Genomic DNA, 13,082 nt, shown 5'->3' on the forward strand with positions numbered 1-13,082 from the left:
AAAAAGAAGGTTTGTTTTAGGCGAGAGAATTCGTTTTGCGTTTTCGTTTATTTTTGTAAAATACTTTATCGGCAATGTAAATAGTTTTTGATAATTCGGCGATAATAGTGCCGTTTTTATCAACGATTTTTGGGGTTTTTACTAAGTTAAATTCACCGTTTTCAGAAACTTCAGTTTTAATAAGATTTAAATCTTCTTCGGAAAAAATAAATTCTGAAAACACTGTTTCTTTTGCAGGACGTTTAAAGTTTATGGTGGCGCTTTTATCCCAAACTACATAGTTGTCTCCAAGAATATTCATGAGTTGAATCATGTAAATCGGGTCGGTTGCCGAAAATAGACTACCGCCAAAAATAGTGCCTACAAAATTTCGATTTTTAATACTTAGCGGGATTTTAATTTTAACGTACATTAAATCTTCCGAAACCGTAACTAATCGACCTGTTGATCTTCTGTACATTGGTGACCAGTTGAACCCGTATTTATAAATTTGAGCATCGGTAAAAAAGCGTTTTGCAATCTTGGTTATGGTTCTGTACATTCTAAAAAAGCGATTGTTGTTTGTATGGGCTCTCGTGTTCTATGAGCCATTTTTTTCTGTGAAGTCCGCCTGCGTAACCTGTTAAGCTACCGTTACTGCCAATAACACGATGGCATGGTACAATAATCCAAAGCGGATTTTTACCGTTAGCATTGGCAACTGCTCTAATGGCTTTTACATCTCCTAATTCTTTAGTAAGGTCTAGGTATGATGTGGTTTTACCATACGGAATTTGCTCTAAGGCATCCCAAACACGCTTTTGAAAATCTGTTCCTTGCGCGTTTAGTTTTAAACTAAACTCTGTACGTATGCCTTCAAAATATTCTTGAAGTTGTGTTGCACATTCTTCTAATTCTATAGGTATAATATCGGTTTCTTTTTCTTCAGAATTTAAAACCGTTACTTGAGTAATACCATCTACATCACCAACTATTTTGGTGAAACCCAAAGGAGATTTGATGATGCAGGTTTCCATTAGTTTTCAGGATTTTCTTCCTCAAAAATACCAAGTTTTTTAGCTCGTGCTTCCCAACTTTTTCTGGCCATGGATTGTAAATCAGATACGTTATCACTCTCGTCCATAATCTCTAAACCTAAAAGCGTTTCAATAACATCTTCCATAGTAACCAAACCACTAACAGATCCGTACTCATCGACCACTAAAGCCATATGGTTTCTAGTTTCTACAAGTTGTTCAAAAAGTTTTGGTATCGGTAAGTTACGGTCTACAATAATTATATTTCTGGTAAGTTCAGATAGTTTTTTTGTGCCGTTTCCTAGAGCCATTTCTTTAAAGACTTCATCTTTTAAAACTAAGCCTGTAATGTTATCAGGGTTCTCAGAAAAAATAGGGATTCTAGAAAAACGCAAGTTTAAGTTTCTGTTAAAAAACTCTTCTACTGTAGCATTTTGATCTTCAGCAAGCATAACCGTTCTTGGGGTCATTACGTTTTTAGCAAAGACCTCTTTAAAGGTTAATAAATTCTTTATTATTTTACTTTCATTTTCTTGAAAAACACCTTCTTCTTGAGCCATATCGGCCATTACTAAAAAGCCTTCGCGACTTAAAACACTACCGTGACCTTTACCGCCAATAAGTTTAGTAGTAAGTTGTAGTAACCATAAAATCCCAGTCCATTTTAATGGGAAAATTAAAACAACTAAAGCTTTAGAAGTGAAGTTAGCAAGTTGTTTCCAGTATGTAGCGCCAATAGTTTTCGGGATAATTTCCGAAGCAACCAAAATTAAAAACGTCATTATTGCAGATACTACACCAACTGTGTTAATGCCCCAAAATTCTATTTTGTATGGTAAACTTTCTGCTTGGATACCTACCATCATAGCACCTAAAGTATGTGCAATAGTGTTTAAGGTTAAAATAGCAATTAAAGGTTTGTCTACATCTTTTTTTAAAGTCTCTAATGTTAATGCGTAATCTTTACCCTCTTGTTTTTTAACATTTATAAAGGTTGGCGTTACACTCAGTAAAACAGCTTCGAGTATAGAACATAAAAATGAAAAGAAAATAGATACGGTTGCCCAAAGGATTAATGCGGTCATTAATAATGATTTTGTTAAATGCTAATTTACAAAATCAAATCAATTTAAAGATGAAATAATACAAGTACCATAAGAATATTATAAAAGCACCCTATATGGCGTATAAAAAATAAAAAAATCGCCAACCTAAATATTAAATTATCTAAGTTGGCGATTTGTGAAGTTATATGTTTTTGAAACTAACCGTTTAATATTTTAACGACATCTTTAGCAAAGTAACTTGCTATAATATCGGCACCAGCACGTTTAAAAGCCATAGTGGTTTCCATCATAACTTCGTCGTGATTTAACCAGCCTTTTTCAGCGGCCGCTTTTATCATAGCATATTCGCCAGAAACTTGATAAACAGCCACAGGTACGTCTACTTCATTTTTAATATCTCTTAAAATATCAAGATAAGATAAGCCTGGTTTTACCATAACAATATCCGATCCTTCATCAATATCCATTAGGGTTTCGCGTATAGCTTCTATTCTATTTCCGCAATCCATTTGGTAGGTTTTTTTGTCTTTTGGTACATCAACCAAATCTACAGGAGCAGAGTCTAGAGCATCACGAAAAGGCCCGTAAAAAGCCGAGGCGTATTTTGCTGAATAACTCATAATCCCCGTATTTTTAAAGCCTTCGTTTTCTAATAATTGACGAATTTGTAAGGTTCTGCCATCATTCATATCACTAGGCGCAACAAAATCGGCGCCTGCTTGTGCATGTGTTAAAGCCATTTGCGATAATACAGCAGCCGACTCGTCGTTTATTATCATACCATTCTGCACAATACCATCATGTCCAAAAGAAGAATAAGGATCTAGCGCAACATCCGTCATCACTAACATATCCGGACAAACGTTTTTTATGGTCTTAATGGCACGTTGCATTAATCCGTTCGGGTTTAAAGCTTCAGTACCTTTATTATCTTTTAAATGATCTGGTACTTTTACAAAAAGTAAAACCGATTTTAGTCCAAGACTCCAAAGTTCTTTTATTTCGCCTTCTAATAAATCTAAGCTATACCTAAAATAGTTTGGCATCGATGCTATTTCATCTTTAATACCTTTGCCTTCAACCACAAAAAGTGGCACTAAAAAGTCGTTTGGCGTTATTACAGTTTCACGAACTAAACTACGAATAGCTTCATTAGTTCTCAATCTTCTATTTCTTCGTAATGGATACATAGTTTTTATTACTTTTATCGAATACAAAGTTAATAATTTAAACCCTTTTTATCTTGCTCGAATCGTTTCGATTTTTAGAATTTAACTTTCCTTGGCGAAGTTATCAGGCTAATTTGTTAAAACACTTCAATACTCATATTGAGGACAATCATTTTCATGTTATTGCACCTCCAGGATCAGGAAAAACCATTCTAGGCATTGAAATTATTAGAAAATTAAACAAGAAAACTTTGGTTTTGGCTCCAACCTTAACTATTAGAAATCAATGGGAAAACCGCTTACAAACCTTTTTTACTAGAGATGAAGATTTCGAGCCGTTTTCTTTCGATTTAAAAGCTCCTAAAGATATTACCTTTTCTACCTATCAATCGTTACATGCTTTTTACAAAACCTTTGAAGATAAAAATGATTATTACGCCTTTTTCAAAAAGCATAATATTCAAACATTGGTTTTAGATGAAGCGCATCATTTAAAAAATGCATGGTGGACCTGCTTAATTGATTTAAAAGAAAATATTCCGTTTCATTTAGTGGCCTTAACCGCCACGCCACCTTATGATAGCGATAGAACGGAAGTTGCTAAATATTTTAAGCTATGTGGAGACATAGACGATGAAATTGCGGTACCGGACTTGGTTAGAGAAACCGATTTATGTCCTCATCAAGATTTTGTTTACTTTTCTAAACCTGAAGATTTAGAGATTAATTTTATAGTTGAATACAGAAAAAAAATAGCAACATTTAATGATGAATTAATAGAGGATGAAGCTTTTATATCTTTTCTGAAAGCCCATCGTTTTTATAAAAGCCCGAAGTATCATTTAGAAGCTATTTATAGCAATACTGAATATTTTTCGGCGATTCTTATTTTTTTAAATGCCTGCGGAATTAGTATTGAAAAGGAGAAACTTGAACTTCTTGGTTTTGAGGGAGATGAAACGATTCAGTTTCCAGAGTTACAATTAGAATGGTTGGGTGTTTTATTTCAGAATTTATTAGTGTCCGATAGAGAACTTTTGATAGATCACGAGGTGTATTTGATGAGATTGGAAAAGAAACTCCGACAATTAGATGTATTTCGAAAAAGAAAAGTGGATTTTATTGGTGAAAACTTACTGTATAAATCATTATCCAATAGCCCGAGTAAATTAAAAAGTATAGTAGATATTGTAAAGGCAGAGCGCGAAAATTTAAAAGAAGATTTACGTTGCGTTATTTTAACCGATTATATTCGGAAAGAATTTTTAAACAGCCAAAAAGAACTCATAAACAGTATTGGTGTTATGCCGATATTTCAGTTTATAAGAAGTAGTTGCTCGCATAAAGAAGACCTTGCTGTACTTTCAGGAAGCTTAGTTATTGTGCATAAAAGCGTATTGGAGCCTTTTAATAAGATTGAAAGTTGCGATAGCTTTTCTTTTTCTCCCTTAGAAATTGATGCCGATTTTTTAGTGGTTTCATCTAAAATTAAAACAAAAAATAGCATTGTTAGTATTATCACAAAGCTTTTTGAAGATGGAGATATTAAAGTTCTGGTGGGTACAAAATCGTTGCTTGGTGAAGGCTGGGATGCACCTTCTATCAATAGTTTAATTTTAGCTTCCTTTATTGGTTCGTTTGTTTCATCTAACCAAATGCGTGGTCGTGCTATTAGAAAAGATGCCGATAAGCCAGATAAAACCGGAAATATTTGGCATCTAGCTTGTGTAGATATTACAGATGCAAGCGGTGGGCGAGATGTTGAAGTTTTAAAGCGACGTTTTGATGCTTTTGTAGGTGTTACTAATAATGATGTTCCGTTTATTTCTAACGGTATTGATCGTTTAAATTTTCCTGAACATTTTTTAGAAGAAGATATTGATGTTTTAAATGAAGTGACTTTAAAACGTGCAAAAGATAGAGGTGAAACAACCAAAAAATGGGAAGACTCTATTGGTAAAGGAACAAGATTAACCAAAGATGTGAGGCTGTTTTATATAGGTGATAAACCTTTTACTAGACAGCGACAATTATATTACTTTGATGCTATTCGCTTTTTTGTAGTCGAGTTAATGCTTGCTATTTCTGTGTTTTATGTCGAGTTTATTCTAAGAGGTATAAACCTTGTTGTACAACGTGGTGTGCTATATTTTATTTATGCCTTTCTAGCTGCTTTTTTATTTTCGTTTGGACTTAAATTATATCGTGCTATAACACTTTATGTAAAACATGGGTATCTGTATAAAAAGATACAAAATATGGGACTTTCCATATTGGATACTATGGTTGAGTTGAATTATATAACAACGAATAAAGAGGCGTTAATTGTAACATCTAGTCTTGTAAATAAAGGAGATGTATCGTGCAGTTTGCTCGGTGGAAATGCCTATGAAAGTGCTGTGTTTTCTAAAGCGTTAAGCGAAATTATAAACCCAATAAATTCACCAAGATATCTTATTATTAAAAGTAGTTTCTTTAGAAAACGACTAGATATTGAAAATTTCTACCCGGTTCCTGAGATCTTCGGAGATAAAAAAGCGAAGGCCTTAGTTTTTCAAAAACATTGGAACACGCATATTGGTAAAAGTAAATTGTTTTACACAAGGCATAAGGAAGGTCGAAGATTACTGTTAAAAGCTAGATTGGCGCATGTGCATAATGCTTTTAAGAAAGTATCAAAAGAGGTGATGGTTTGGAAGTAATTAAGTTAAAAAAACTTAATCTAAATTTCTTATAAATTTATCGACATTAATATAAACATCATCTTCACCTTGCTGATCGAAAGGATTTTCTAAATGCGATTGTATATTGTCTAGAGCAACTAAAATTACACTGAACATAATAGGTACAGCAAACTCCAAGCCGTAGTTATAACTTGTTACGTTGTGAGCAAAATGTGGTCCGTAAATAATTGGTAAAAGCACAATGAAAATATCACTGTAGGTACGCAGTGTTCTTGGTGTTCTGTATTGGTAAATATGCTTGATACGCTCGAATGAAATCATCATTTTGCTTAAAAACTGATTAGAACGTGATGCTTCTCCCGAAGGTAAGCCGTGTGCACGCATACTTTTTATAAATTTAGATAGATCTTCAAAACTGCTGTAAACTCCTTTTTCGTTTTCTTCTAGTTGTTCTTTAGGGTGGCTAAAAACGTGTTTACAAGAGTTTAAAAGGTTTCTTAGGTTTTCTTTTAATTCATCTTTAAGTTCTTGAGGAGGATTTTCTACCCAATCTGAAACTGCGAAAAATAACGCGCGACCATGAGCTTTTATTGAGCCATATTCATCTAAAGCAACTTCACGGCGTTTATAAGCACCACCAATAGAAAAAACAATTGGGAACACAATAGCAGTACCAATTAAGGTTAATGGGAAATCTGCCTTAATTTCAAAATGTAAACAAAACGCTGTGGAAGCAATGGATAAACCCGTAATCAAGAGTGTTTTAAAATTAATGATTAAAAACACGCGTTGAAATATTTTACTCATAATGCAATATGTTTTCTATTTACTTAGTCCTAAATACGACCAAAGATTGTTTTCTCGTACAAAAGCCGATTTTTCGTGTATCACATCTACTTTTCCGTTTTCGAAAAAATATGCGTTAAATGTAACCGTACCTTTAGCATCGTTTTCTTGTCCTTCGGAAGTTTCTAGAACTTCTAATTTTATCCATTTTACAGATTTCGCCCAGTTTACTATCGCTTTTTTTTCTTTTGTTGGGCGTGTAGATACGTGATGCGTAGCCATTAAATAATCGCCATTGGCTAACACAAAAGCACTGTAGCGCGAGCGCATAAGTTGTTCGGCTGTTTTAGCTTCGGCAACATTATGGTGCGCTTTTTGGCAACAATCTGTATAAGGTTTTAAATTTCCGCAGTGGCAATTCATGGTAAAAGCATCAATATTTTAAACCCAATCTATAGGGTTTTGTAATACGTTTATTAATTTTTCTTCCTCACTGCCTGCTTCTGGATGGTGATCGTAAACCCATTGCACATGCGGAGGTAAGCTCATTAAAATACTTTCTATGCGCCCGTTGGTTTTTAATCCAAAAAGGGTGCCTTTATCATGTACTAAATTGAATTCTACATAGCGTCCACGACGAATTTCTTGCCAAGTGCGTTGTGCTTCGGTATATGGTAAATCTTTACGTTTTTCAACAATAGGCACATAAGCTTCTAAAAAACTATCGCCAACTTCGGTTACAAAATTGTACCAGTTTTCCATGCTCATGGTTTCGGTTTCTTTACAGTAATCGAAAAATAGCCCCCCTAATCCACGACCTTCATTTCGGTGTGCATTGTAGAAATACTCATCGCAACGAGCTTTGTATTTAGGATAAAATTCTGGGTTGTGCTTATCACAGGCTGTTTTACATGTTTGATGAAAATGTTTAGCATCTTCTTCAAATAAATAATAAGGCGTTAAATCTTGTCCGCCACCAAACCAACTACCTACGATTTCTCCTGTTTTATCATACATTTCAAAATAGCGCCAATTGGCATGCACGGTTGGTACCATTGGGTTTGTAGGGTGAAGTACCAAACTTAAACCACATGCAAAAAAATCGACATCGCCAACTTTAAAATAGTCTTGCATAGACTTTGGTAATTTGCCGTTTACGCCTGAAATATTTACACCACCTTTTTCGAAAACATTTCCATGTTCTATTACTCGGGTGCGTCCGCCACCGCCTTCTGGACGTTTCCAAATATCTTCTTGAAAGGTTGCTTTACCATCAATAGCTTCTAGTTTAGAGGTGATGCTATCTTGAAGGTTTTGAATATATTGGTAGAATTTGTTTTTCATTATAAATTATTCCATTTCATAATACAACTCGTAAAGTTCCATGTCTAATGGGCTTTCGTTTGGAGGTGTATGTTCGTTTTTTAATGTTTTTATCCAAGTGAAGCTATTATTTATCGCTACAGCCACACTGGCATGATTGTCTTTATGTACTATAATTTGAAGCGTCTTTAAACCTAAAGTTTCAAAAGCATAATCGGATAATATTCCAACGGCTTTAGTGGTTATTCCTTTGCCCTCAAATTGGTAGCCAATGCAGTAAGCAAATTCGGCTTGTTTGGTTGTCCAGTCGAGTTCTTTTAGATAAACTAGGCCTGCCACATCGTTCGATGCTTTTTCTTTTATGGTGAATAAAAACTCCTTTTTTAGTTGAAATTGCTTCACTTTTTTATCGGTGAAATTTTGTGCTAAATCTGGTGTTAAATTCTGTTGTAATGTTTTAGGAAAGTACCGTTTTAAACGGTCGTCATTAGCAGCTATAAAATTACATAATGGCCAAGCATCTGTTGCTTTTATAGCATTAATGGTGAGGTTGTTAAAACTAAGCGTTACCATGTGTTGTATTGTTTTTTAATTCTAATGCATTAACTGTTTTTACAGTAGCTGCAGTTACCGATAAAGGTAGCACTAAAATAACACCAATAATTGGAATTAGTAAAAATAGAATAAAAACAATACCATTACCAATGGCTAAGCCACGGTTTTTACGTACAAATTGAACACTTTGTTTGTATTTGAAATGGCGCTCTAAGGTGTAATCCATATTACCAAAACCGGCATAGTAAGCTTGTAAAAGGAATAGGAGTATGGCTGAAAATATATTTACAACAGGTATGAATTTTAAAATAAGTAGCGGAATAGTTAATAGAAGTTCCATTAATAAATTTCGTCCATTTATTTTTATACCACGCATTAATTGTTCTAAAAACGACGTGTCTCGATGAGAATGCGGAGCGTTGCCTGTTAGGTGTGCTTCAATTTTTTCTGAAACGGGACTCATAAATGGCGCAGATAAAGCCATTATAATGTGTTTAAATAGTATTAAACCTATTACTAGAATAACAAGCCCACCAATAAAAGTGCTGATAGAGGTGAAGGTTTCTTTCCCCCAATCCCAGATCCAAATTTTAGAAATGAAATTACCAACATTATCGGATAGCCCATAGGCTGAGCCGAATATAATGGTTGCTGTTACCACGCTAATAAGCATAGGTACTGCAAAGAATTTCCAGAGTTTGAGTTTTGATATTAAGCTGAAAGCACCGAAGTATGCTTTTATTCCTGAAATTATATTTTTAATCATGACGTTTATCTTGCGTTAGCGATTGAACGGTCTGTTTAAGCTCCCCGACCTTTTCGGGAGGGAGCGAGTAGTAAAAGCGCGACCTACTTTTTTTACAGCTATATGTATGCTGTTTAGATAGAATGTTACTAAAAAAAGTAGGTAACGCCCAAAAAACTTTAAACTTTATATTCTTTCACTGCATCGATAAATGCGCGTGCATTTTCAATTGGGATATTTGGTAAAATACCATGCCCTAGGTTTACAATGTATTTGTCTTTGCCAAATTCGTTAATCATTTGGTGAACCATTTTCTTAATTTCTGCTGGTGGCGAAAATAGGCGTGTTGGATCGAAATTACCTTGAAGTGTAATATTGCCTCCTGTTAAATAACGTGCATTTCTAGCCGAGCACGTCCAGTCTACACCTAAAGCGGCAGCACCAGAATTGGCCATTTCGTTTAGGGCAAACCAACATCCTTTACCGAAAGCGATAACTGGAGTTTCGTCTTTTAAAGCATCGATAATTTGTTGGATATATTGCCAAGAAAACTCTTGGTAATCTACTGGAGAAAGCATGCCTCCCCAAGAATCGAAAACTTGTACAGCGTTAACACCGGCTTTTACTTTTTCTTTTAAATAAGCGATGGTGGTGTCTGTAATTTTTTGCAATAAATTATGTGCTGCAACTGGGTTTGTAAAACAAAACTCCTTGGCTTTATCGAAGTTTTTACTGCCTTGGCCTTGTACGCAATAGCATAAAATAGTCCATGGAGATCCGGCAAAACCTATTAAAGGAATGTCGTCGTTTAGTTTTTCTTTTGTTGCTTTTATTGCTTGGTAAACATAGTCTAGAGCTACAGTAACATCTGGCACTATAACGTTGTCTACATCTTTTTGTGAACGAATTGGGTTTGGTAAATATGGACCGAAATTGGGTTTCATTTGTACCTCGATGTTCATGGCTTGTGGTATTACCAAAATATCACTAAATAAAATGGCAGCATCCATACCAAAACGGCGAATGGGTTGTACGGTAATTTCACTTGCTAATTCTGGAGTTTGGCAACGTGTAAAAAAATCGTATTTTGCTTTAATTTCCATGAATTCTGGTAAATATCTACCGGCTTGGCGCATCATCCAAACTGGTGGACGCTCTACGGTTTCACCTTTTAATGCTCGTAAAAATAAATCGTTCTTTATCATGTTATATGTTTTTATTTCTTAAATCGTATTCTTCTTGTCCAATGCAGTAATTTTCGATGTCTTTGTTATTACCATAAACCACTAAAACATCGTTTTCGAGTACTAAGGTTTCCGAAGTAACACGACCAATACTTTCTTTTATTATTTGTTTTTTTCCTAAAAGACTATGCTTTTCTCTTTCTCTAATTATGGTAATTAATGTAAGCTGAAATTTGTTTGTTGTATCTAACTCTTTTAATGTTTTTCCGAAGAATGCTTTTTTTGCTTTTACTTCCGAAATGGTGAAATTATTATCTAATTGATAGTTTTCTAAGGTAGATTTAAAGTTTATTTGTTTGGTTAATCTATTTGCCGAATCTTGCTCCGGATGAATAATGCTATGCACACCCATGGCTTCTAAAACGGTATCGTGAATAGGGGAAAGGGCACGACTAATAATTTTTACATCGGATAATTTTTTTACAATGGCCGTTGTAATTATTGCAGCGCCTTCGTTTTCACCAATGGCTACTACAACCTTATCTGCATCTTTTAAAGGTACAGCGTTATAGGCAAGCTCGTTTGTTGAGTCCATACAAATGGCATGAGAAACTTGATCTTTGAGCAGGTTAATTTTCTCCATTTGTTTGTCTATGGCAATAACTTCGTTGCCTGTTTCGGTAAGGCTTATTGCTAAGGCATGTCCGAAATTACCAAGTCCGATAACGATTATTTTCATTTTTAAAATTATTTATTTTTGAGTAACTATTAGTTAATCAAAATATTCTCTTTTGGATACTCGTAAAATTGATGGTTTATTTGACGTAATAAACCAATCATTAAGTTGAGCATACCTATACGACCAATAAACATGACTAAAATAATAACATATTTACTAGGTTCTGTTAAAGTTGGTGTAAAATTTAAACTTAGACCAACGGTGCTGTAAGCTGAAAAACACTCGAAAGCCACCGTTAATAAAGGTGTGCCTTTAGGTTCGAATATCAATAACGCCATTATAGAAAAACCAATAACGATAAGCGAGATACATAAAATAGCAAAGGCTCGGGATGTAGACTCTGATGAGATTCGTTTTCCAAAAATTTCAATACGGCTTTTTCCTCTAGCCACTGCAAATATATTTAATGTTGCCAATGCAAAGGTACTTGTTTTTATACCACCCCCGGTTGATGCTGGTGAAGCTCCAATCCACATTAAAAAGATAACGAACAATAATGATGGTATAGTCATTTTACTGTAATCTATAACATTAAATCCTGCTGTTCTCGGGCTTACTGAGCTAAATGCTGCATTGGTTAGTTTACCAATTATTGTGGTGTGCTCTACCATGGTGTTATTGTATTCTGTTATAAAGAAAACAACCCAACCCACAAATAGTAAAATAGATGTGGTATAAATTACAATTTTGGTATTTAAAGTAATTATAGGCACACGTTTATGTATGGCTTTTTTTTGAAACAGTTCTAAAAAAGAAATTTTCACTTTTTTATAGAAGTTGAAAATAATATTGTGTCCTAGACCGCCAAAGATAATAAGCATCATAATAATCCATTGGAACCCATAATTAAAACGAATGCTTTCTTCAAACAATCCTGATGGTAAAATAGAAAAACCTGCATTACAAAAAGCCGATATAGAATGGAATACGGAAAAGAAAAATTTATCTTTTATAACCACATTGTCAAGAACAGAAAAATATATAAATACCATACCTACGAGTTCTAGCGCGACGGTGAATGTTACAACGTTTAGTGCGGCTCTAAAGACGTCTTTTAATCCTTCTTGAGCAATAAAATCTTTAGTGTTCAAGCCTTCTTTGAATGATGAGCTCCCTCTGAAAAAAAACGCGAAAAAAGAAGTGAACGTTAATATACCTAAACCACCTAATTGAATTAAAACAAGTATTATAGATTGCCCAATAATAGTGAAATCTTGACTTGTATCTAGTACTGCCAAACCGGTTACGCATACAGAGCTTGTTGCTGTAAAAAGTGCATTTGTAAAGCTTATGCCGTTTGTTGTGGCACTTGGTAGCATTAATAAAAAAGCACCTAAAATAGCTAGTATAAAAAAACTGCCAACAAAAACAATAGCCGGATTAAAGTATACGGCATATATGTAACGTACAAACACAAGTAGCCTTAGTAGAAAGTATAAAACAAGCCCAAGTTCGAGTATGGGTTTTATTTTTTGTAAAACAAAATGATAATCGTTACTACTGTGTATCAACCAAACCACCAAAGAACTTAAAAGTAAAATGGAGATAATTGCTATGTTAACTATGGCTACACGCTTGTTGTTTTTGTACTTGTAAATAAAAAGTTTTACCGTATTAAATGCTAGTAATAAAAGCGATAGCGTAAGTAAGCCGAATACATGTGGCGATGTGTAATTATCGGCATGATCGTAACCAAAATCAAAAACAATAAAAAATAATACGATTATATCGAAAAAGCGATACACGTAATTTAATAATGATTGTTTTTTTAATTTAGGCATTTTAAATGTACTGGTTTAAAAGTAAACCTGTTT

At 34.3% G+C, this 13,082-nt stretch carries 13 protein-coding genes; 1 reads left to right on the plus strand and 12 read right to left on the minus strand.

Annotation, left to right across the window (positions count from 1 at the left end):
- Nucleotides 1-16: 16 nt before the first annotated feature.
- The 4 genes from DFQ06_RS16365 to hemB all read right to left on the minus strand — a co-directional run bounded on the left by DFQ06_RS16365 (nucleotide 17) and on the right by hemB (nucleotide 3,273).
- A complete protein-coding gene (locus DFQ06_RS16365) occupies nucleotides 17-541 on the minus strand; it encodes a DUF4442 domain-containing protein (protein ID WP_042504431.1) in 525 nt (174 codons plus the stop codon).
- 1 nt (nucleotide 542) lies between these two features.
- Nucleotides 543-1,016, minus strand: coding sequence for a methylated-DNA--[protein]-cysteine S-methyltransferase (locus DFQ06_RS16370; protein ID WP_074938718.1), 474 nt, complete (start codon nucleotides 1,014-1,016; stop codon nucleotides 543-545).
- Nucleotides 1,016-2,101, minus strand: coding sequence for a CNNM domain-containing protein (locus DFQ06_RS16375; RefSeq protein WP_042504427.1), 1,086 nt, complete (start codon nucleotides 2,099-2,101; stop codon nucleotides 1,016-1,018). Before DFQ06_RS16375 ends, DFQ06_RS16370 begins: the two co-directional genes overlap by 1 nt.
- Nucleotides 2,102-2,280: 179 nt before the next feature.
- A complete protein-coding gene (gene hemB / locus DFQ06_RS16380; protein WP_133968953.1) occupies nucleotides 2,281-3,273 on the minus strand; it encodes a porphobilinogen synthase in 993 nt (330 codons plus the stop codon).
- 53 nt (nucleotides 3,274-3,326) lie between these two features.
- Here hemB and DFQ06_RS16385 point away from each other — a divergent pair, with 53 nt between their 5' ends.
- The gene (locus tag DFQ06_RS16385; RefSeq protein WP_133968955.1) at nucleotides 3,327-5,954 is read left to right on the plus strand and encodes a DEAD/DEAH box helicase family protein; all 2,628 of its coding nucleotides are present in this window, start codon (nucleotides 3,327-3,329) and stop codon (nucleotides 5,952-5,954) included.
- 15 nt (nucleotides 5,955-5,969) lie between these two features.
- Here DFQ06_RS16385 and DFQ06_RS16390 read toward each other — a convergent pair whose 3' ends face one another.
- From DFQ06_RS16390 to DFQ06_RS16425, 8 genes are all read right to left on the minus strand, one after another.
- The gene (locus DFQ06_RS16390; protein ID WP_042496884.1) at nucleotides 5,970-6,743 is read right to left on the minus strand and encodes a hypothetical protein; all 774 of its coding nucleotides are present in this window, start codon (nucleotides 6,741-6,743) and stop codon (nucleotides 5,970-5,972) included.
- Between the two features lie 15 nt (nucleotides 6,744-6,758).
- Nucleotides 6,759-7,145, minus strand: coding sequence for a YchJ family protein (locus tag DFQ06_RS16395; protein ID WP_133968957.1), 387 nt, complete (start codon nucleotides 7,143-7,145; stop codon nucleotides 6,759-6,761).
- A gap of 18 nt (nucleotides 7,146-7,163) precedes the next feature.
- Nucleotides 7,164-8,066, minus strand: a complete 903-nt coding sequence (gene hemF, locus DFQ06_RS16400; RefSeq protein ID WP_133968959.1) for an oxygen-dependent coproporphyrinogen oxidase — start codon at nucleotides 8,064-8,066, stop codon at nucleotides 7,164-7,166.
- A gap of 6 nt (nucleotides 8,067-8,072) precedes the next feature.
- The gene (locus tag DFQ06_RS16405) at nucleotides 8,073-8,618 is read right to left on the minus strand and encodes a GNAT family N-acetyltransferase (protein ID WP_042496890.1); all 546 of its coding nucleotides are present in this window, start codon (nucleotides 8,616-8,618) and stop codon (nucleotides 8,073-8,075) included.
- Nucleotides 8,605-9,366, minus strand: coding sequence for an EI24 domain-containing protein (locus DFQ06_RS16410; protein ID WP_074938729.1), 762 nt, complete (start codon nucleotides 9,364-9,366; stop codon nucleotides 8,605-8,607). The genes DFQ06_RS16405 and DFQ06_RS16410 overlap by 14 nt, the downstream gene beginning before the upstream one ends.
- Before the next feature lie 158 nt (nucleotides 9,367-9,524).
- On the minus strand, nucleotides 9,525-10,550 hold the full coding sequence (gene hemE, locus DFQ06_RS16415; protein WP_042504416.1) for a uroporphyrinogen decarboxylase: 1,026 nt from the start codon (nucleotides 10,548-10,550) through the stop codon (nucleotides 9,525-9,527).
- 1 nt (nucleotide 10,551) lies between these two features.
- Nucleotides 10,552-11,268: a potassium channel family protein gene (locus DFQ06_RS16420; RefSeq protein WP_042496899.1), complete on the minus strand. Its 717-nt coding sequence runs from the start codon at nucleotides 11,266-11,268 to the stop codon at nucleotides 10,552-10,554.
- A gap of 29 nt (nucleotides 11,269-11,297) precedes the next feature.
- Nucleotides 11,298-13,049, minus strand: a complete 1,752-nt coding sequence (locus DFQ06_RS16425; RefSeq protein WP_042504414.1) for a TrkH family potassium uptake protein — start codon at nucleotides 13,047-13,049, stop codon at nucleotides 11,298-11,300.
- Between the last annotated feature and the right edge of the window lie 33 nt (nucleotides 13,050-13,082).

The organism is Algibacter lectus (assembly GCF_004368925.1).
Lineage (GTDB): Bacteria > Bacteroidota > Bacteroidia > Flavobacteriales > Flavobacteriaceae > Algibacter > Algibacter lectus.